This is a genomic window from Spirochaetia bacterium 38H-sp (assembly GCA_039023545.1).
GTDB lineage: Bacteria > Spirochaetota > Spirochaetia > Winmispirales > Winmispiraceae > Rarispira > Rarispira pelagica.
Window position 1 is genome coordinate 1 of the sequence record JBCHKQ010000002.1, and the last position, 20077, is coordinate 20077.

17 protein-coding genes and 1 tRNA gene are annotated in these 20077 nt (G+C 38.5%); 15 read left to right on the forward strand and 3 right to left on the reverse strand.

From position 1 onward, the window contains the following. Both WKV44_03900 and WKV44_03905 read left to right on the forward strand, forming a co-directional pair. Nucleotides 1-440 (forward strand): substrate-binding domain-containing protein (locus WKV44_03900; GenBank protein ID MEM5947682.1); only part of this gene is annotated, 440 nt, incomplete at its 5' end. A 13-nt stretch (nucleotides 441-453) separates the two neighbouring features. After that, nucleotides 454-753, forward strand: coding sequence for a Dabb family protein (locus WKV44_03905; protein MEM5947683.1), 300 nt, complete (start codon nucleotides 454-456; stop codon nucleotides 751-753). Nucleotides 754-963: 210 nt separating this feature from the next. Here the strand turns inward: WKV44_03905 and WKV44_03910 are convergent. Beyond that, nucleotides 964-1037 (reverse strand) — tRNA-Gly (locus tag WKV44_03910). A 127-nt stretch (nucleotides 1038-1164) separates the two neighbouring features. Between WKV44_03910 and WKV44_03915 the strand changes: the two genes are divergently transcribed. The 3 genes from WKV44_03915 to lepA are packed head-to-tail and all read left to right on the forward strand — an operon-like array spanning nucleotide 1165 to nucleotide 5342. Then, nucleotides 1165-1566 (forward strand): response regulator, encoded by a 402-nt coding sequence (locus WKV44_03915; GenBank protein ID MEM5947684.1) that lies wholly within the window; start codon nucleotides 1165-1167, stop codon nucleotides 1564-1566. Between the two features lie 37 nt (nucleotides 1567-1603). After that, nucleotides 1604-3487: a response regulator gene (locus WKV44_03920; protein MEM5947685.1), complete on the forward strand. Its 1884-nt coding sequence runs from the start codon at nucleotides 1604-1606 to the stop codon at nucleotides 3485-3487. Between the two features lie 40 nt (nucleotides 3488-3527). Further along, on the forward strand, nucleotides 3528-5342 hold the full coding sequence (gene lepA / locus WKV44_03925) for a translation elongation factor 4 (GenBank protein MEM5947686.1): 1815 nt from the start codon (nucleotides 3528-3530) through the stop codon (nucleotides 5340-5342). Nucleotides 5343-5419: 77 nt separating this feature from the next. Here the strand turns inward: lepA and WKV44_03930 are convergent, their stop codons facing one another. Both WKV44_03930 and WKV44_03935 read right to left on the reverse strand, forming a co-directional pair. Beyond that, nucleotides 5420-6943 carry a 6-hydroxymethylpterin diphosphokinase MptE-like protein gene (locus WKV44_03930; protein ID MEM5947687.1) on the reverse strand — a complete coding sequence of 508 codons (1524 nt, stop codon included), beginning with the start codon at nucleotides 6941-6943 and terminating at the stop codon, nucleotides 5420-5422. Continuing rightward, complete coding sequence (locus WKV44_03935) at nucleotides 6940-8454, reverse strand: SurA N-terminal domain-containing protein (GenBank protein MEM5947688.1); 1515 nt, start codon at nucleotides 8452-8454, stop codon at nucleotides 6940-6942. The genes WKV44_03930 and WKV44_03935 overlap by 4 nt, the downstream gene beginning before the upstream one ends. Nucleotides 8455-8689: 235 nt before the next feature. Between WKV44_03935 and WKV44_03940 the strand changes: the two genes are divergently transcribed. From WKV44_03940 to WKV44_03985, 10 genes are all read left to right on the forward strand, one after another. Beyond that, nucleotides 8690-9544: a carbonic anhydrase family protein gene (locus tag WKV44_03940; GenBank protein ID MEM5947689.1), complete on the forward strand. Its 855-nt coding sequence runs from the start codon at nucleotides 8690-8692 to the stop codon at nucleotides 9542-9544. 149 nt (nucleotides 9545-9693) lie between these two features. Beyond that, complete coding sequence (locus WKV44_03945; protein ID MEM5947690.1) at nucleotides 9694-10614, forward strand: hypothetical protein; 921 nt, start codon at nucleotides 9694-9696, stop codon at nucleotides 10612-10614. Between the two features lie 112 nt (nucleotides 10615-10726). Further along, nucleotides 10727-12232 carry a spiro-SPASM protein gene (locus WKV44_03950; protein MEM5947691.1) on the forward strand — a complete coding sequence of 502 codons (1506 nt, stop codon included), beginning with the start codon at nucleotides 10727-10729 and terminating at the stop codon, nucleotides 12230-12232. 4 nt (nucleotides 12233-12236) lie between these two features. Then, complete coding sequence (locus WKV44_03955) at nucleotides 12237-13157, forward strand: hypothetical protein (protein MEM5947692.1); 921 nt, start codon at nucleotides 12237-12239, stop codon at nucleotides 13155-13157. A 19-nt stretch (nucleotides 13158-13176) separates the two neighbouring features. Then, a complete protein-coding gene (locus WKV44_03960; GenBank protein ID MEM5947693.1) occupies nucleotides 13177-13863 on the forward strand; it encodes an acylneuraminate cytidylyltransferase in 687 nt (228 codons plus the stop codon). Nucleotides 13864-13873: 10 nt separating this feature from the next. After that, on the forward strand, nucleotides 13874-15685 hold the full coding sequence (locus WKV44_03965) for a class I SAM-dependent methyltransferase (GenBank protein MEM5947694.1): 1812 nt from the start codon (nucleotides 13874-13876) through the stop codon (nucleotides 15683-15685). 87 nt (nucleotides 15686-15772) lie between these two features. After that, nucleotides 15773-17341: an ATP-grasp domain-containing protein gene (locus WKV44_03970; GenBank protein MEM5947695.1), complete on the forward strand. Its 1569-nt coding sequence runs from the start codon at nucleotides 15773-15775 to the stop codon at nucleotides 17339-17341. A gap of 1 nt (nucleotide 17342) precedes the next feature. Then, nucleotides 17343-18365 (forward strand): N-acetylmuramoyl-L-alanine amidase, encoded by a 1023-nt coding sequence (locus WKV44_03975; protein ID MEM5947696.1) that lies wholly within the window; start codon nucleotides 17343-17345, stop codon nucleotides 18363-18365. Between the two features lie 10 nt (nucleotides 18366-18375). Then, entirely contained in the window at nucleotides 18376-18852 is a 477-nt protein-coding gene (locus WKV44_03980; GenBank protein MEM5947697.1) for a hypothetical protein, read from the forward strand. Between the two features lie 109 nt (nucleotides 18853-18961). After that, nucleotides 18962-19990 carry a flagellar filament outer layer protein FlaA gene (locus tag WKV44_03985; protein MEM5947698.1) on the forward strand — a complete coding sequence of 343 codons (1029 nt, stop codon included), beginning with the start codon at nucleotides 18962-18964 and terminating at the stop codon, nucleotides 19988-19990. Nucleotides 19991-20077 lie beyond the last annotated feature (87 nt).

Genomic DNA, 20077 nt, shown 5'->3' on the forward strand with positions numbered 1-20077 from the left:
GTCCGGAGGACCTTATTGTTACCCGTGACAGGATGGAAGGCTTTGTTCAGGCAATGCGTATACGTCGCATAGAATTTGATAAAGATATGATTTTGTTTGCTAATTCTTTTTCTACGGAGGAAGGGTATAGAATAGCATCTGATATTCTATCTTGTGGAAAAAAAATAGATGCCATATTGGCTTCTGATGATTTACTTGCATTGGGAGCGCTCAAGGCTATGGATGAGCATAAAAAGACAGATATAGCTGTTACAGGCTTTAACAACACGGTCCAGGGACAGTTTAACAAACCAGCTCTTACTACGGTAGATATACATCCTTATGAGCTTGGCTATGCAGCCGCCCGTCTGCTCATATCATATATCAACGAAGAAGACAATCTCCCCAACCACTTTATCATTGACACGGATATAATTCCCAGAGATACTACAAGAAACTAACTATGGAGTAACTATGATAAAGCACATTGTCATGTGGAAGCTAAATAACGATAATGACAAAGAAACCGCATTGGCTGAGGCACGACAGAAGCTTCTCAGTCTCAGAAACAGCCTTCCTGCCGAGCTTTTAAGTTCTATCGAGGTGGGGATAAATTCTGATAAGGGAACGGGTTCTCACGATATTGTTCTTATAACAGAGCACAACAATTGGGAGGCTCTTCAAGGTTATCAAAACCACCCGGAGCATCTTAAAATTGCAGCCTATGTCAAGGAAAACCTTTCACAAAGAAGCTGTGTTGATTTTGAATATTAATTGATTTTATACCGAACGACCTGACTGCGCCCTATTATGTAAAACAAGTAGGGAAGGGAGCAGTCTGGTCTGCCTTTGGCAAATATTGTGCATAAATAAGAGAGTCTTTCATGTTATATCGTCCGCCGGAGGCAGCGCAACCGAGCAGGGCGAGGTCTGCGCGTTCGGTATGTATAAAAAAAGTCCTGCAGAAAACCCTGCAGGACTCATTGGAGCGCCCGATGGGAATCGAACCCACGTCTTCAGCTTGGAAGGCTGAGGTACTACCATTGTACGACAGGCGCCGATTTCCTTTCTGTGGCTAATAATATCCAAAACAAAAACTTATGTCAATATTTTCTACTCTCAAAACTTGATAATTTTTTGTGGGTGACTATGATTAATTATAGAGGCTTTTTTAAAGGAGTGGGTATGCGCTTTTTGATTGTAGAAGACGACCTTGCGGCAAGGGTTATACTTTCTAAGTATCTTGAGAAGATTGGAGATTGCGTTGTTGCGGAGGACGGCCGGGATGGTTATGAGCGTTTTGTAGAAGCATGGGAGGCCGGAGAGGCTTTTGATGTTGTTTTTCTGGATATAATGATGCCCAGGATGGATGGTCACGAGACTCTCAAAAAGATACGGGAATACGAAGAAAAGGTGGGGGTAGATCCTTTTAAGGCTACCAAGGTTCTTATGACTACTGCGCTTAACGACCCTCAGAATGTCATACAGGCCTTTCATGAGGGGGGAGCAAATGGTTATCTTGTTAAGCCCATAAAAAAACAGAGGCTGTACGCGGAGTTACTTTCTCTGGGAATCCCAGTCAAATGATTTATAAGGTAATAAAAAAGGGGTTGCCGTGTCTGTTATGGTTACAGGGACTATGCATAGGGTGATTGTAGTAGAAGATGAGCCAGTTATAGCTCTTGATATCAAGGTTTTTCTTGAGAGAATAGGACATATCGTGCCTGCTGTCTTTTCTTCTGCAGAACAATTTTTAAGAGAATGGGAAAACTATTCTCCCGATGTGATTCTTATGGATATACAGCTTGAGGGTAGCATCAATGGCATAGAGGCTGTAAGGAGCTTAAGAAATGCCGGGATGGATGTCCCTGTTGTGTTTATAAGTGCCCATGCAGATGAGCATACCTGTAATCTTGCACAATCCACAGAGCCTTTTGCATACATTCTCAAGCCTTTTGACGAGAGAGAAATAAAAATCGCAGTAGAGCTTGCAGTATATAAACATAAGTCGGAAAAAGCATTAAAAGAACGGGAAAGGCTTTTTTTTACTACTTTCAACTCAATAGGCGACGGAGTTGTAGTTACGGATGAAAAAGGTCTTATAAAGTTTATCAATAATACAGCTTCTTTCTTACTGGATTTTAATTCCGAGGATTTGACCGGTAAAATTTTTGCGGATATTTTTGAACCTATTCCGTACAAAAACGATTATATTGATATACCCAATCTTCTTTCTTTTCATAATGATATTATAGTAGAGCACAGAGTAGAAGAAATAAGAGATAATGGCAAAATAAAAAATTATGTACATGTTCTTAGAGACCTTTCCAGACTCATAAAGTCGGAAGAGGCTTTAAGAAAAAGAGAACAGCAGCTTAGGCATGCACAGAAAATGGATGCGGTAGGAAGACTTGCAGGTGGTATCGCCCATGATTTTAACAATCTTCTTACCGTGATAATGGGATATACCAAGCTGTTGCTGCAGGAAGTATCGGATGCTTCTCTCAGAGCGGATATAGAGAGCATACAAAATACAGCAAAAAAGACATCACACCTTATACGGCAGCTTCTTGTTTTTTCCAGAGAAAGAGTTATCAATCCTTCTAAAATCAATGTCAATACACTTGTAAAAGATATGGAAAAACTTTTGAGGAGGCTTATAGGAGAAGACGTTTCTCTTTCTGTTTATGCCTCTGCTTCTATCCCATTTATATATGCTGATTCTGGAGAGATTGAGCAGATTATCATAAATCTTGTCATCAATGCACGCGATGCTGTTTCTAATAAGGGTAATATTACCATAAAAGTATATAATCATCTCTCCACTGTAGAAAAAGACAATATCGTAGAACAGCTCCCGCCCGGGCATTATGTGTGCATAGAAGTAAGTGATAATGGTGTTGGAATAGAAAAAGAAAATATTACAAAAATATTTGAGCCGTTTTTTACTACAAAAGAAGAAAATAAGGGAACAGGACTAGGCTTAGCTACAGTATACGGGATATTAAAGAATACTGGTGGTTTTATCCAAGTTGATTCCACGGTGGGAGAGGGCTCTTCTTTTTATCTGTATTTTCCTGTTTTTATGGAAAACAAGAAAGAAGACACCAGAATAAATACGATAGAATCTGCTCCCGGTGGCAGTGAGACAGTATTGCTTGTAGAAGATGATGAGCATGTTTGCAAACTAATAGAAAGAGCGCTTGGAAAGTACGGTTATACAGTGCTCAAGACCTATAATCCTGGAGAAGCTATACTTATAGCAGAAGAATATTCTGGAACCATCCATATGCTTGTATCTGACCTTATCTTACCGTATATGGACGGTAAAAAGCTTTCTCAGCGTATCAAATCTCTGAGACCGGATATTAAGACGCTTTTTCTATCAGGATATCCCGATACTCTTACGCGGGAAAAAGTAAATCTAGAACAATCCGACTGCTTATTGAAAAAGCCTTTTGAAATTGCTACACTCCTATCCAAAGTTAGGGAAATATTGGATTCTTAGTATCCCTATCTTGCATACTATTTCCAACACAGGATAAACAATGGCTGTAGAACAGGATAAAATAAGAAATTTCTGTATAATTGCGCATATAGACCATGGCAAATCCACCCTTGCGGACAGATTTATACAATATTCGCATATTGTAGAAGATAGGCAGTTTAGAGAGCAGATGCTGGACAGCATGGACATAGAAAGAGAAAGAGGGATAACAATAAAATCACAGACTGTCAATCTTCCTTATACGGCAGAGGATGGCAATACCTATGTTTTCAATCTTGTAGACACTCCGGGGCATGTGGATTTTTCTTATGAAGTATCACGTGCAATATATTCTTGTGAGGGAGCTTTACTTCTTATTGATGCAACGCAGGGAGTAGAAGCTCAGACCTTGGCAAACATGTACCTTGCACTTGAACATGACCTTGAAATTTTACCGGTTATCAATAAGATTGATCTTCCCGCTGCGGATATAGAAGGAGTAAAAGAACAGATAGAACATGAGCTTGGACTTGACCCTGACGATGCTGTATGCATATCTGCAAAGACAGGCAAAAATGTAGAAGAATTGTTTGAACATATAGTAAAAAAGATACCTGCACCTTCCGGAGATTTGGAAGCGGCACCTAAGGCCCTTATATTTGATTCTCATTATGATCCTTATAGAGGGGTTGTTTTGTATGTTAGGGTTTTTGAGGGGGAGATTAAAGAAGGCGATACAATGCTTCTTATGTCGTCGGGTGCTTCTTATGAGATAGAAGAGGTTGGACATCTCAGGCTCAAGGGCATTCCACAGAAAAGCCTTAGAGCCGGAGAAATAGGCTATGTAATTGCAGGGGTTAAGACAATCCGTGACATACGGGTGGGAGACACAATCACAATAAAAGAAAAACCAGCATCCCAACCACTTCCCGGTTTTAAAGAAGTAAAACCGGTAGTATATTCTTCTATTTTCCCAGTTGACTCCAATCAGTACGAAGAACTAGGTAAAGCCCTGGAAAAACTGGTTTTAAACGATGCATCTTTGGTTTATGAGAAAACATCATCTGTTGCGCTAGGATTTGGTTTTAAGTGCGGATTCTTGGGGCTATTGCATCTGGAAGTTGTACAGGAAAGACTAGAAAGAGAATTTGATCTAGCCGTAGTTTTTACCGCCCCCTCTGTTCAGTACAGAATAACGCAGAAGGATGGAACAATAATAACCATAGAAACACCTGACGAATATCCTGACGTAACAAAAATAGAAAAAGTGGAAGAACCCTATATCAAAGCAATAATAATAACCCCCAACGAATACGTCGGTGGTATAATGAATCTCTGCATGGAAAAACGCGGAGTTCAGACCTCTCTATTATATCTCGACAAAAAAAGAGTGGAACTAATCTATGAGATGCCACTTGCAGAAGTCCTCTTTGACTTTTATGATCGCCTAAAATCCATAAGCAGAGGCTATGCATCCTTTGATTATGACTTAATTGGCCTACGGGAAACCAATCTTGTAAAACTGGACATACTTGTCAACGGAAAACCCGTAGATGCTCTGTCTCAGCTTGTTTTTAAAGATAATGCGGCAAGCCGTGCAAGGGCCATCTGTAAAAAACTCAGGGAAGAAATTCCCCGCCATCAGTTTAAAATTCCCATACAGGGCGCAGTCGGCAGCCAGATAATAGCCAGAGAAACAATCTCTGCTCTTAGAAAAGACGTAACAGCCAAGTGTTATGGTGGTGACATAACAAGAAAAAGAAAGCTTCTAGAAAAGCAGAAGGAAGGAAAGAAGCGCATGAAGATGGTAGGTGACGTAGAAGTCCCACAGCGTGCTTTTCTTTCTGCGCTCAAAGCATCGGAAGGAAGCGAATAAAGAAAAAATTATATACCGAACGGCAGGCAGCTGTGCTGCCTGCCTCTTATATAATTTTAAAACTGACAGTATAAATACTAAGTATCCGATAACCTTTTCAGATAGGTAACTGAGGCATCTATCCTTCTTAGGAATTCCATAGCAGCAGATATTGCAATACCTCTTGTGCCCCTATTATTTAAATCAACACTCTGTCCGGGAAGGATATACTTTATATAGTCAATTTCTGGAAAACAATCAGCATCGATATTCTTATCTTCCTTCAAAGCCGATAAAAAGATATTGATAAAAACCTTTTCTTGTTTTAGAAAATCAATCCGTCTGGATATCGACCAGTTTTGCAAAACTTTATAACCTATAGAGGTATCGGGAAGATAAGGAAATAACCCATCATCTACACCCCTGACAGAGGGCATAAGAGGTGACTCGATAACAGAAAATATCCGTCCTCCTGAGATTGTGTTAATCTCTTCAATCTGAGAAGAAAACGAACTAAGATGAGTGCTTGTGTATAAGTCAGTCATTCCTGTAGATATAAGCTTTCTTTCCCATAAAAAGGGCCAGGGATTTAGCCTAGAACTTTTTTCAAGTATATAATAGTGAAAAAGACTTCCGCGCGCATGACTCAATCCCCTGTAAAAATAAAAATCCAAACCCGCAAGAATAATAATATTATCTGTCATCAAACTTGCAAGATAAGTTGCAAAAGAACCCACAGAGGCCAAAGCAGGTAATACCGGCAGAGAGAAACTTTCCTTGAGCCTTGTTATGAGGGATGTAGGCGCAAAGTTAGAAACAACAGCGTGCTTACGACCTGAAAAAAGCTTTGTAGTTGAAGGATTGGCACTCATATCAAATAAAACGGGAATATCTCGAGGTACACCGACAAAATCAAAGGAATTAACAATCTGAGACTCAAGTATTATTATCAAATCAGGAACAATGTCATGCTTTATAAGAACTGGTGCTGCGGTATCAACAGCTGTGAGAAAAACCTTTGTCCTGTATTTTTTTATAAAAAGCATACTTTTTTCAAGAGAAGGCCCTGCCGCAGCAACAATTACAGGATTTTTAGTATAAGGTAAGGTATACACAGGCTCAGAAAGCCCAATATTAGAAAAAATATTTCTCACATACCTATGGCCAAGCCTTATCAAGGTGAGTTTGTTTCGCCAGAAACGTTCTATTTCCGACAAAATATGAGACAGTAACTTATCATATCTTTCTCTGTTAAGAGAATGCGCGGAAGACAAATAGACAGGAATAACTCTTCTGTAAGAAGAATAATCTATGTGTCTAAGCACATCCTCTGCATATAGCGGAATATCCAGACCATCCGGAATATTCTTTAAAGCAAGCTCACGCAGGTCATTCTCAAGCTCAAGAGCAATAACAGACGATCCTGCAGGAAGATTATTCCTGATATGATCCGCACCATACCATAAAACTGGAGAAACTATAATATATAATGTATTGGGATAAAAAGAAACACGCTCGGCTTTTCTGCGAGCGTGTTCCAGAGGTCTTTGCGGATGATATAACCATCTGCCATTATATCTTACCGATACACAGTCTTCTTTGGCAGCTACAAGTTCTATCAATTATTACCTGCTCCGGTGTTAAAAAGAATTTTTGCTATTTTATCCGTATCTACCTTTAACCTATCTTTATCCACAATAAACGAATATATATCTCTGTTTATGTATTGCATGGCAAAATACTGATAAATCTGCTTGGTATACTCAGCATCCTTTTTGTCTTCTGGGCTTTGTTTTTCATCTTCTATCAAAGCGACTATGATATAGCTTCTAAGGTTTACAGGTCCAGTTATCTCACCTACAGGTGTTGTAAAAACAGTCCTGTAAAAATCCTCCGATGTAGTGGCTGCAGCCATTACAGTATCGTCAGCAGAAGCCTTGGGAGAAGGCAGAATCTCTATGTTTCCTACGTTTATTGGAAAATATTTTGTTTCTTTTACCTCAAGATTCTGGGCTTTTGCAGCAGAAGAAAAACCATTTTTTCCTGCTTTTTTAAGCTCTTCTGCCATTGTATAGAAATACTTATCAACGATATCCCTATGGTAGTTGAGAATATATCTTTTTATATAGTTTATCGTATCCTGTTTCTCAAAATCCGGCTCGATTATATCCGAATCAGCCCTTATGATAAGAAACTTGCCTGTCTTTGCCTTGATAACGCCGGCAATCTCCCCTGTCTTAAGCTCAAAGACAGAAGATGCATCCTTTTCTTCCATGTACTCCGTAAGCTGAGCATAAGGAAGAGCACCTGCCTTGCCACTGTTTTTAGCATAATTGTCAACTGATTTTTCCTTGGCAAAATCTTCAAACTTGGAAGGCTCTTTAAGGATTTCTTGATACAGTTTCTCTGCGTCCTGTTGTTTATCCAGTGTTATCTGGCTAAGCTCTCTTTTTCTGAACATGTCAGAATTTTCTTTGCCGAATTTTATTATCTCTGATTCTGGAAAAGAAGATGTATCGTATGCTACATAAGAAATTTTACGCTGAGGATATTCCATATTTGCGATAAACTCCGCTTCTTTCTTGGATACCTTTTGTCCCTGTACAAGATCATTGATAACTGTCTCAGATGTGAGAAGATCTCTATAAAACTCTCTTAATTTTGCCCTTTCAAGCGCGGATGTATTGTTATATGACTTCTCATCAAACTTTCCATATTCTGTATAAGCTTGTATTATTGCCTTATCTATCTCCTTTGGGGACAGCGTAAAACCAGCATCCTTTGCAAGATTTAGAGCCGCAAGATGTACTGCAGTAGAATTGATAGCCTGCTGGTAAAGCTGGTATTCCAGAAAAGGTCTGCTTTCCTTTGACGCATTATTTAGCTGGGATTCGTACTGTTTATAAAGAGAAGAAAGCTGCCTATCAAAATAACCACCCGTACCAATCTTTATCTCCTTGCCATCGTATGAGCCTATCACATCACCGCCGTAACTGCCGGAATAATATTTTGTTACAACAGGAGCACCGATAAAAGAAACTATTATAATCGTAAAGACTATAATACTTGTCCAGTACAAAACCCCATGATTTGTTTTTTGCTTGGGAGACTCTGCTGTGCTTTTATTTGCCATATTGCTATCCTTATGAAAAGATTATCTTGTATAATGCTGTAAACGATACCATGCACAAAATAGGCTGTCAATCATAATATTGAGCTGCTTATAGCAACATATCAGATATGACATTTATGTACCCTGTAAACTAAAAATACTAGTACTTATAGTTTAGTTTGCAAAATAGTATAAAATTTGACAATACAAGTTGTTAATGGTATGATTTTGTAAAATTTTTATTTTAGGAGGGATTATGAAAAATTTAAGAGGCATTATTGTGCTAATTGTGTTACTTTTGTTTACAGTGTGTGCTGGTGCTCTCTATGCGGATTCAGAAATGCATTGGAGTTACTCCGGTGAATACGGTCCTCAGAACTGGCACAAATTACCCGGTTCTCAGGCAAATGGAAAAAAACAATCTCCAATAAATATTCCATCCGACGCACCTATTAATGAAAATGGTATAAAATTCTTTTATATGGATTCTTTACTTAATATTGAGAATAATGGGCATACCATAAAAGTATCCTATGAAAGAGGAAGCTATATTTTGGTAGAGGGTAAAAAATACAACCTTCTACAATTTCACTTTCATGCTCCAAGCGAACATACTTTTTCCGGGGAACATTTTCCTATGGAAACTCACTTTGTGCATCAGAGTGATGATGGCGAGTATGCTGTTATCGGATTGTTTTTAAAAAAAGGGGAATATAATTCGGCATATGCTTCTATATGGGAACACTTTCCTGAAGAAGGAGAAAAAAAAGAAACAGATACAGTCATAAATGCAAAAACACTTCTTCCCGAGAGAAAATCATATTACAGATATGATGGTTCTTTTACTACTCCGCCATGTACAGAAGGTGTAAAATGGTTTGTTTTAAAAGATTCAGTAGAACTTTCTGATGATCAAATAAGCCAGTTTGAGAAATTTTACAAAAGCAACAATCGTCCGATACAACCATTCAATAGAAGAGGTTTTTATCTGGGGGGGGAAGAGCAAAAAAAAGACAGCTTTTTGCCCGTATTTGTTATAATAGGAATTGTTATAATTGCAATAGGAATAATGTTTTTCTTTATGCAAGGAAAAAAATCAGAGAAAAGATAAGATTTAACAAAAACCGAACGCAGAGGACGCAAAACGTCCTCTGCTGCCTCCGGCATAGTATTTAAGATAAAAGTTTCGCCTTTGATACTTCTATTTTTTAATTGCACAGTATATGCAAAACTGATAATATGCAAAAGTCCGGAGGAAAAATGGAAAAAATAACAAAACAGGGATTTTTGTCACCTTTTATAAAAGGAACAGGTTTAGTAATAAAAAATATAAAGTCGTTTCTTATACCTGCTCTGATATCCCTTCCTTTTTCCATGGGAATAGGAATATTTTCTCTTCACCAGATGACAAGGGCAAGTTCTCTACTTGATGCTATTATAAATGGTGATACATTTGCTGCGAGCACTTATATACAAAATGTTTTTATCCCACTCAGCATAACACAGCTGATAGAAGTACTCTTTTTTCTTCTTTTTTCTATTGTAGCTTTTAATCTGTCACAAAGAGGTAGCAATCTTCTTGACAAGGCTTTTGAAGTCCTTGTGATCAATATCCCGAGAATTTTACTTCTTTTACTAGAAATTTTAGGTGCTTTTTTTCTGACCATTTTGGCAAATTTGATTTTTGTCAGTGTTTTTTCTTCTGTATTAATCAGAGCGGGACTTCCTGATAATATAATTATTTTATGTGTTTATATTGAGTTTATTGTTGTGTATCTACTAATAGGATTACTTATTATTTTTTCTCCTCTCAATGTACTTATTATGGGTTATCGACCATATCAAGCCATCAAAGCAAGCATAAGGTTAGTTGGTTCTTCTTTTTTTAGATTTTTTTTGAGTTTTATTTTGCTTTTTTTTCTGGCTGCTTTTCTTAATATACTTATTCAGACTCCGTTTTTAAAGCCTCTGTCAATTGATTTCTTTTCTATGCTGTCAGGAAAAGCTGCCAATAATATCGAATATGTGCTTGCAAATCCTTTTTATACTTTCATATATGCTATAGCAAGTGCGTTTTCTTTTGCTATTGTTGTTCCTTTTTTGTCTTCTGTTTATATACATCTTTTTTTGGATATCTTGGAAGTCTATGCAAGAAAGCATAGAGGGGATAAATTCTCATAAAATTCTGTGCTTTTTATGTGCCGCAGGCAGGAGGAGCCGCACTGTGCGGCTCCGACGTTCGGTATAAAAAAAATTCACACTGTTTGTTTTCTGTGTCGATACTATGAGGGATATGAATTATTGTATTATTCTCAATGCACTTTTTAACACTGAGTATGCCTACAGAGCTTTTTTTGACGGAAGCTCTGCTTTTTCTCGTGCACTTGCTCTAGCTCGCAATTTTGGCAAGGATGTTTATATGGTGCTTAGGCGGGATGCTGAGCTTCCTGAAGGACTTCCTGGGGATGTTAGGGTTGTAAGAGCTGATTTTTCTGCTTGCGGTTTTGCAGATGCTGTGCTAGAGGTTTTTTCTGATGCAGGATGCGATTTTGTTGTTCTTATGTTTGCGGATTCTCCTTTTTTCTCTTCTAAGACCGCACAAGAGATGATAGACCAGCATGTTGAGTTTTTTGCAGATTATTCTGTTGCCGAGGGGTATCCTGCTGGTATTGTTCCAGAGGTTTTGTCCCTTAGGGCTGCTTCTGCTGTAAGAAAACTTGCAGAAGACTTTACTGAGGAGCTGAGGCGTTCTTTGCTTTTTGATATTATCAAAAAAGATATCAATTCCTTTGATATAGAGACTCTTGTTTCTGAGCATGATGTCAGGTTGTTGAGGCCTTCTTTTTTTGCAGATTGCAAGAGGAACTTTCTTGTTTGTCAGGCTTTCATGGGTTTTTTTTCTCCGGATATGGATGCGGAGAGGTTTGCTGCCGTTGTTCTTAAAAACATGGGGCTTTTGCGCTCTGTGCCTGCTTATTATCAGATTGAGGTTGTTAGGGGGTGCTTGCAGTCTTGTTCTTACTGTCCGTATCCAAAGTTTATTGATGTGCTGTCAACAAGAGAATTTATGCCAATAGAGCGCTTTTCTTCTATTATTGAGGAGATTGTTTCCTTTTCTTCCGATGCGGTTATCGGTCTAAGTGCTTTTGGTGAGCTTTCTTTGCATCCAGATGTGGTTAAGCTTCTGGAGATTGCTCTTTCTCACAAAGAACTGTCAGTACTTGTGGAGACTTCTGGCTACGGCTGGGATGTGTCTGTGCTTGAAAAGATTTCATCGTTGGATGGCAGTGATAGAATAAAATGGATTGTTTCTCTGGATACACTGAATGAAAATTTGTATTCTGTGATACGTGGAGATGGCTTTTCCGATGTTATGGCTTGTATTGATGTTTTAAAAAGACTGTTTGGCGATAATGTTTTTTTACAGGCTGTAAGACTGAGAGAGACAGAGGATTATCTTGAGTCTTTTTACAGGACATTAAAGGAAAAACAGTATAATGTAATAATTCAACAATATGACTCTTTTTGTGCTATGTTGCCGGACAAGATGGTTGTGGATATTTCTCCTGTGCGTCGTTTTCCTTGTTGGCATATTTCAAGGGATATGGTTGTTATGATTGATGGTACTGTTCCTGTCTGTAAAGAGCGCTTTTTGACAGGCCCTTATGCTGGCAATGTGTTTTCCGATAGTCTAGAAAATATCTGGAAAAACATAGAAAAATATTGGGATATGCATTTGTCCGAGAATTATCCAGATTATTGTTTGAACTGCAAAGAATATTTTACTTTTAATTTTTAATTCTATGGTGAGGACTTTCTTGAGTAAGGCTGATTATACGATTATAGGAACTTCTCAGGATAAAAAAAACGTTTCCGACTTCTCCATTATTATACTAACATCGGGATTATTAAATACAAGAGAGCATCTTATAGAAATATGTCAGTTGCTGAAACCTGCGGAGATAATTCTACTTGAAAGAAATGCTGCACTATACAATGCCGATTTGTTGGTATCTAAGAATAGTAGTGTCAGGGTGATAAAATTTGCGGATTCTGCTTCTGCGGGTATTATGCTTAATATAGCCATCCAGGAAGCTATGTCCAGATATGTGCTTGTGATAGATTCTGGATTTTCTGATATATCCCATCCAAAAGGTAGAGTTGAGTTTCCCAATGATGTTGCTGTTGTTTCTTTTTCTAGGACTTTTTGGGGAGAAGAAATACCATCTGTTTTTGCTCCATGGTTTGAAAAAAAACGCTTAAAACTTCTGCCTATTCCCGATGCTGTGCCGGGTGATATTACAATTCAGCTTCCTTCTTATTCCGGAATATACAATAGAGATGTATTTGAACGCATTGGCGGTTTTGACGAAGCTATAGAAAAGCCATATTGGCAGCGGCTTGAGTTTTGTCTTAGGGCATATATGTGGGGATATCGTATTGTATATGAGCCTTCCATTGTGGTTGAGGTAGATTCTGAGCCGGGAATAGAAGATATGACTCCTTACGAATCGTATTACAGATTTTTTCTTAAAACTCTGGCGGTCAAGATTGAGAATAATGTTGCGAGTCTGCCTTTTTTGAGTTTTTTGCTTTCTGCTTTAAGAGCAAATGTAAGCTGGGGATATGCTTTAAGACAATATAAGGAGATAAAACTCTGGATATATAAGAACAGAAAGAATATTATATATTCGGCAGAAGCTGTGTGCGATATGTGGAACTGATATAAAAGGAGAGTAGGTTATGACAGTAGTTTTTTTGCAGGCAAGAATGGATTCTTCTAGGCTACCTGCTAAGGCTATGCTCAATATTATGGGAAAAACGCTGATTGCCCATGCTATGAGTGCTCTCAAGTGTGTTGATGCTGATGCACATGTTCTTTTAACGGATTTTGAGAGTGCCAATTATTTTTTTGATATTGCTTCTTTGGAAGGGTTTGAAATTTTTGCAGGCAGCAAAGAGGATGTACTTGACAGGTTTGTATCTGCTGCTAGAGCATATGATGCGGATACGATAGTCAGAGCAACGGGTGATAATCCCCTGGTCTCTTCTGTTGTTGCCAATATGAGTCTGTTGGCCCACAAACGTATGGATAATGATTATACTGTGTATAAGGATATACCTATAGGTACTGGAGTAGAGGTTGTAAAACGTGATGCTCTGGAGTATGCACATAAGCATAGCAGAAGGTCCTATGATAGAGAACATGTTACACCTTTTTTGTATGCCAATCCAGAAATTTTCAGATTGGCGTATCTTGATCCGCCTTCTGAGCTTTCTTTTCCTGATGCAAGGGTTACGGTCGACACTTTTGATGACTATGTAAGGGTATATAATATTTTTTCTCATCTTTATGAGGGATACCCCATAGAGCTTAAAAATCTGGTTGCATGGCTCAAAGAGCATATAAAGGTTTCTGCTTCTTCTTAAAAAGGTTATTATGGCTAATCTTGTTGTTTATGCAGCTTCTTATGGTAAGAATATCGGCACAGGACATATTGCTCGTGCTGTAAGCATTGTGGATTCCCTAAGAATGATAGGGATTTCTGCAAAGATTTTGCCTGTGGATATATCAAAAAAACACTCTGTTTTTGCTGATTCTTCTGTTATAGAAAAGTTTTCCTGTTATTATCAGGTAGATAGCAATCTTTTTTTGTCCCATATACCTGATGATATTCTTTTTTCTGTTCTGGATTTTCGTTATTACAGGCGTGATGTGTTTGATGTTTTAAGAAAATACTCTTTTCTTGTTGGTATTGATCCTGATTATAAAAGCTCTGGATATTGTGATATAAGTTTTTCTGCCTTTCCTGTGTTACACAAAGGCAGGGTAAATACTTTTGTCAATCCTCTGACAAAAAAATCAATAGGGGTATTGTCTTCTACAGGGCTTTCTAAAAACAACAGAGATAAAATTTTGCTTGTAACTATGGGAGGACAGGATCCGTATTTGCTTACAGAATGGGTTCAAAACAATATACTTTCGGACAAAAGATTGTCTGATTATCGCAAGATTGTTGTTTCCGGTCCGAGTTTTGACCGCAAGATAAAGCCGACTTGTGGAGAAGAAATCATCACCCCTAGAAAAGATGAGTTTGCAAAGCTTCTTGTTGATTCTGATATTGTGATAACTTCCTTTGGGCTTACTGCATACGAATCTGCATTCTGTAAGGCAAAAACATGGCTTTTGTGTCCCTCTTCTTATCATAAGAGACTTGCGGATATTGCTGGTTTCCCTGCATTTCTGCCCAATAAAAATGCACAAGATGCTTTTTTTTCTTTTTTTACAGGAGAGGATAAAGAGCAGTCTGTTTATACTGTTTTCTCTTATCCTATGGTAGAAGACTTGCTTGCGAATTTTTACAGCTTTTTGAAGATGAGCAGAGGGTGTCCGTCTTGTTCTTCTGTACGTCGCAAGCTTATAGAGCGTTTTTCCGACAGAAGTTTTGTTACCTGTGTTAGTTGCAAAACAGAATACGAGCTCGTTTTTGATGGTCATGTTAAGATGTATAAAAAAGAATACTTTTTTGAGGAATATAAGAATCAATATGGAAAAACTTATATAGAAGATTTTGATAATATAAAGAAAATGGGCAAAGCAAGACTGAGTTTTATTTCTTCTGTAATGGGAATAGAAAAACAAAATTCAGGTCTCAAGCTGCTTGATGTTGGTTGTGCTTATGGTCCTTTTTTGTCTGCTGCAAAGGATGCGGGGTTTATTCCATATGGGCTTGATGTTTCTGATGATGCTGTGAGGTATGTCCAGGATGTTCTAGGTTTTACTGCATGGAAATCAGATTTTTCTTCCTCTAATGGGAAAAGCGAATGGGAAAAAGAAAAATGGGATGTTCTTAGTATGTGGTATGTTATTGAGCATTTTAAACATCTGGATATTGTACTGTCAAAATGTCACTCTCTTATAAGGGAGGGGGGGGTTCTTGCTTTTTCTACTCCCAATGCGCGAGGGCTTTCCCGTATTTTTTCAAAAAAAAAGTTTTATAAAAATAGTCCTAAAGATCATTATATCTTGTTGCATCCGTCTTCTGCAAAAAAGATTCTTTACAGATACGGTTTTTCTGTGAGAAGAGTAAGGGGTACGGGTATACATCCAGAGAGGATACCCTTTATAGGCAGGCTGGCTGGAAAAAATCCTCTTGTCATGCGTGTGTTTTCTTTTTTTGTTACTTTGCTTAGACTTGGGGATACTTTTGAGGTTTATGCCGTAAGGTTGCCTGATAAAAAAAGGCCTTGACGCTGTGCGGCAAGGCTGTTCGGTTTTTATAAAATCTTTTGTACATTTGTATCTATTTGTTTCCGACTTTTAGATAGAGGAGTTGATATGACCATATTTATTCTTGGAGCTTCTGTTATGCAGCTTCCTGCTATTAAGATTGCAAAAAGGCTTGGGTGGTTTGTAGCTGTTGCGGATGCTAATCCCGATGCTCCTGGGGTAGCGATTGCTGATGAGTTTTTTGATGCGGATTTAAAAGATACGAATTCTCTTATAGATGCGGCAAAAAAGCTAAAAGAGAGCAGGGGGCTTGATGCTGTTTTTACTGCAGGTACTGATTTCTCTACTTCTGTTGCAATTGTTGCAGAAGCTATGGGACTACCTGGTATTCCTTATGATGTTGCCCTCCGGGCAAAAAATAAGGCTGTTATGAGAAAGACCCTGGCTGATTTTGGGATTCCTGTTCCGCGATGGTTTGTTTATAGAAAGGGGGACAAACTTGAAGACGGTTTTAAGAGCTTGGGCAATGGGCCATGGGTTGTCAAGCCTGCGGATAACATGGGAGCACGCGGTGTTGTGCTGGCTTACTCCGAAGAGGAAGCGTTTTCTGCAGTGGATGACGCTATACGATTTTCTCCTAGTGGAGAGGTTATAATAGAAGATTTTATAGATGGACCTGAGTTCAGCATAGATGCACTGGTTTACAATGGAGAGGTTCATATATGTGGAGTAGCTGACAGGCATATATATTTCCCGCCGTACTTTGTGGAGCTTGGCCATACCATGCCTACATCAGCATCCAGACAAGTCATCTCAGAGCTGGAAGATGTCTTTAAGAAAGCAGTTGTAGCAATAGGAATAAAAAACGGAGCTGCAAAGGGTGACGTGTTCTATTCAAAAAACGGCCCCGTAATAGGTGAGATAGCTGCAAGACTATCTGGAGGTTATATGTCGGGATGGACATACCCATACTCAAGCGGAACAGACATAACAGAGCATGCCCTCAAAATTGCAGCAGGATTGGCCCCTGGAGACTTATCTCCAAAATGGCACAAAACAAGTGCGGAGAGAGCCTTTATATCAATCCCCGGACGCGTATCTGGCATAGATGGCTTGGATACTGCACGCCTTTCTTTGGGCATAAAAAAAGTCTTTTGCAGAATAAAACAGGGAGACATCGTAAACTTTCCCGTAAATAACGTCCAAAAATGCGGCAACATCATAAGCCAAGCAGACACAAGAGAAAGTGCTACAAGCTGTGCAGAAAAAGCAGTATCCCGCATAAAAATAATCTTGGAACCAGACAACAAAATGACACGCGATTTTTTGTTCTTTGATAACAATCTCCCCTGGGCTTTCCCATTGGACTATACCGAACGGCGCTTACAGCGCCTTTTTTCCGAGCCGGATTCTGAAAACCAGGAGAACAAAATAATTAAAAAAAACAACCTTACAATACTCTTACCGCGATGGCTTCTTACAATAGAAAAACGAGACTGGCACTATCAGACAATTACGCAAATATTGGATGAGCTTATAGAGTATGCAGCAAACAATATAAAGAAAAAGACAATTTTAAGCGGAAAATTTTGGCGTGCCTTGCTTAAAGGCGGTTATCAAGGTGCAAGATGGTATATAGATACCATAACTAGCGGAAAACAGCCATATAGGGAATAGCATGCTGGTAAACAAAAAAAAACTTGTAATTATAATTCTCATATTTCTCTCGCACATAGCTTTTTCAGAAGAATCAATATCTATTTACAAGTTGATACAAGATACAGAAGCAAAATTATATTGGGACAGCATAGGTAAAAAAGGACTTATAAGCACAGAAAGTCATTTTCTATCATTTTCTCCAGAAAGCAATATAGCATATCTGGACTATAAAAACCCCGTAGCAGTATCCTTTGTTTACAGCACAGGCAAGATACTCATGGACTCTGACACATATGACAGACTAAAGAACATCCTTGTACCACAGATAAAACCCAAAATCGCAACAATAATAATAGATCCAGGACACGGAGGAAAAGACCCTGGAACAATAGGAACCCATAAACTGGAGAATGGAAAAAAACTTATATTACAAGAGAAAACCGTTGTTCTTAAAACAGCAATAATCTTAAAGCGGATTCTCTCCGAGAAGTATCCCGACAAAAAAATAGTACTAACCAGGACAAATGACACCTACATATCCCTGGAAGAGAGAACAGAAAAAGCCAATGCAGAACTCAAGCTCTTAAAAGAACAGGAATCCATACTATTTATATCAATACATGTGAACGCCTCGCTTAACTCCAAAGCCTCTGGATACGAAGTCTGGTATCTTCCGGAAGAATACAGAAGAACAGTAGTGGAAAAAGACGAAGTCGATACCAACCAGGAAGAAATACTGCCTATACTCAACAGCATGAAAGAAGAAGAACTTTTTACAGAAAGTGTTATGCTTGCAAAAATGATAGAAACAGGTCTTACAAAAAGCATTGGGAAATACAGTCAGAGCAGAGGATTAAAAGAAGAAAAATGGTTTGTTGTTAGAAATGCAAGAATGCCGGCTGTATTGACAGAAATAGGCTTTGCAAGTAATAAAAAGGAAGCAGAACTTATGGCAAAAGATGAGTACTTGCAGAAAGTAGCCAGTGGAATCTATAATGGCATATCGGAGTTTATAGCACACTATGAGGCTCTTAACTACTGAGGGGAACACTGTGAATACAAAAGTATATAAATTTTCTTTAAAAACATGGATAACTTTATATGCATTATTGTTTGTTATATCTCTTTCTTTATATGTTTTTATACCTCCAAAACAGTTTAGAGTTATTGCCTTTTTCCCTGAGGCAACAACAGGGAAGATAAGAGGCGAGGAACACTTTCTACCTTATACAAGGGATACTCAAGTCAGATTAGAGGAATTTATACAGCATATAATGCTAGGACCAAAAGAAATATGGAACAGCAATATCTTTCCCAGAAGTACAAGACTTATAGGACTTGTTACAGGTAAGCAATCCGTATATATAAACCTGAGTAAAGAAGCTTTTCTGAGAAACGATATTAACATCAATTTTTTAACAAGCGTGGACATATTAAAAAGGAATATAAGGTTTAATTTTAGACACATAAAAAATGTTTATGTTGTCATAGAAGGTGCTCTTCCTTACGAACCCCCATATGTACGCTAATACGGTCATAAAATTCCACTTTTTTTTGCTAAATTCAAAAAAACATTGACAAACACTCACGGATACGTATAATTCTAATTAATAAGCTTTTAGTAAAAAGGAGCACGGGATGAAACGGATTTTCATTCTTCTGGTTGTGACACTCCTGGTTGCAGGGAGCATGGGTATCTTTGCAGAAGAGTCTGTCCTTATAGATTTTTCCACACTTGCTGCGGATTATCCTGCAGATAACCCGGTGGAAAACGAGGCAACAATGGTTGATTACAGCACTGTTGCCGGAGCAGGTTTTTCTGACGAGGACAAGGCACTCATGAAAACTTCCCTGGCAATAAACAACTGGGAAGTTCACTTGAATTCTTCCGCACAGTTTGTTCTCACAACAACCAATTCTTATGTGAGAGCTGCCACTGTAAAGGATACTGCTCCAAAGTATCCGGGAGAAACAATTATGGGCGTGAGGGTAAACTTCCCCACAGCTCCATTTAATGCATGGGCTGTCATACAGCCGCCTTTTGAGATCCCGGCTTATGCTGACAAGACTCAAGTTGGTGCTGACGGCACATTAACTGTTCCTCAGGAAGAAGTTGGTAAGGGTACCAAATTTCATGGCTACGGCGTTGTAACAAACGTAGGTGTTATCAAGTCCGTACATGTTGATGTAAGAGGTCTCAACTTTCCCCATGGTTTATCCGTAATACTTCAGGATCAAAACGGAGAGAATCATGAGATTTTTCTCGGATATCTCAACTTTGATGGTTGGAAAGAAATGGTATGGGAAAATCCCAACTATGTTACGGATGTAAGGAATAGAGAGCTTAAGGTATATCCTCTCTATCCCAACCTGAGACCACTTGTAAAGCTCATAGGTTTCCGTATCTATAAAGATGGAGCTATGGATGGCGGTGACTTCCTTGCTTATATTAAGGATGTCAAGGTAGTATATGATAAGGCAGTTCTTGACCTTGAGGAAGACATAGATCATGAGGCAGTATGGGGAATCCTCCAGAAGAGAGAGGAAGCCCGCAGAACAGCCGAAATGAAGAGACTTGGAAATCTCCAAGTTCTCAGATTCCTTGAGAAGAAAAAGATGCATGCAGATGCTGCAGAGTCCACCGGCAATCAGGGTGCAGCTCAGTAATAAGTCCCGAATTTTCCTAAGGAGAACCAAAAAGGTTCTCCTTTTTTATTATTTTATGGACAAATTAATAAAAGGTGTTATACTTAA

Coding starts and splice junctions, on each gene's coding strand:
- WKV44_03905 (MEM5947683.1), top strand. CDS start 454: ATGATAAAGCACATTGTCATGTGGAAGCTAAATAACGATAATGACAAA.
- WKV44_03915 (MEM5947684.1), top strand. CDS start 1,165: ATGCGCTTTTTGATTGTAGAAGACGACCTTGCGGCAAGGGTTATACTT.
- WKV44_03920 (MEM5947685.1), top strand. CDS start 1,604: ATGGTTACAGGGACTATGCATAGGGTGATTGTAGTAGAAGATGAGCCA.
- lepA (MEM5947686.1), top strand. CDS start 3,528: ATGGCTGTAGAACAGGATAAAATAAGAAATTTCTGTATAATTGCGCAT.
- WKV44_03935 (MEM5947688.1), bottom strand. CDS start 8,454: ATGGCAAATAAAAGCACAGCAGAGTCTCCCAAGCAAAAAACAAATCAT.
- WKV44_03940 (MEM5947689.1), top strand. CDS start 8,690: ATGAAAAATTTAAGAGGCATTATTGTGCTAATTGTGTTACTTTTGTTT.
- WKV44_03945 (MEM5947690.1), top strand. CDS start 9,694: ATGGAAAAAATAACAAAACAGGGATTTTTGTCACCTTTTATAAAAGGA.
- WKV44_03950 (MEM5947691.1), top strand. CDS start 10,727: ATGAATTATTGTATTATTCTCAATGCACTTTTTAACACTGAGTATGCC.
- WKV44_03955 (MEM5947692.1), top strand. CDS start 12,237: ATGGTGAGGACTTTCTTGAGTAAGGCTGATTATACGATTATAGGAACT.
- WKV44_03960 (MEM5947693.1), top strand. CDS start 13,177: ATGACAGTAGTTTTTTTGCAGGCAAGAATGGATTCTTCTAGGCTACCT.
- WKV44_03965 (MEM5947694.1), top strand. CDS start 13,874: ATGGCTAATCTTGTTGTTTATGCAGCTTCTTATGGTAAGAATATCGGC.
- WKV44_03970 (MEM5947695.1), top strand. CDS start 15,773: ATGACCATATTTATTCTTGGAGCTTCTGTTATGCAGCTTCCTGCTATT.
- WKV44_03975 (MEM5947696.1), top strand. CDS start 17,343: ATGCTGGTAAACAAAAAAAAACTTGTAATTATAATTCTCATATTTCTC.
- WKV44_03985 (MEM5947698.1), top strand. CDS start 18,962: ATGAAACGGATTTTCATTCTTCTGGTTGTGACACTCCTGGTTGCAGGG.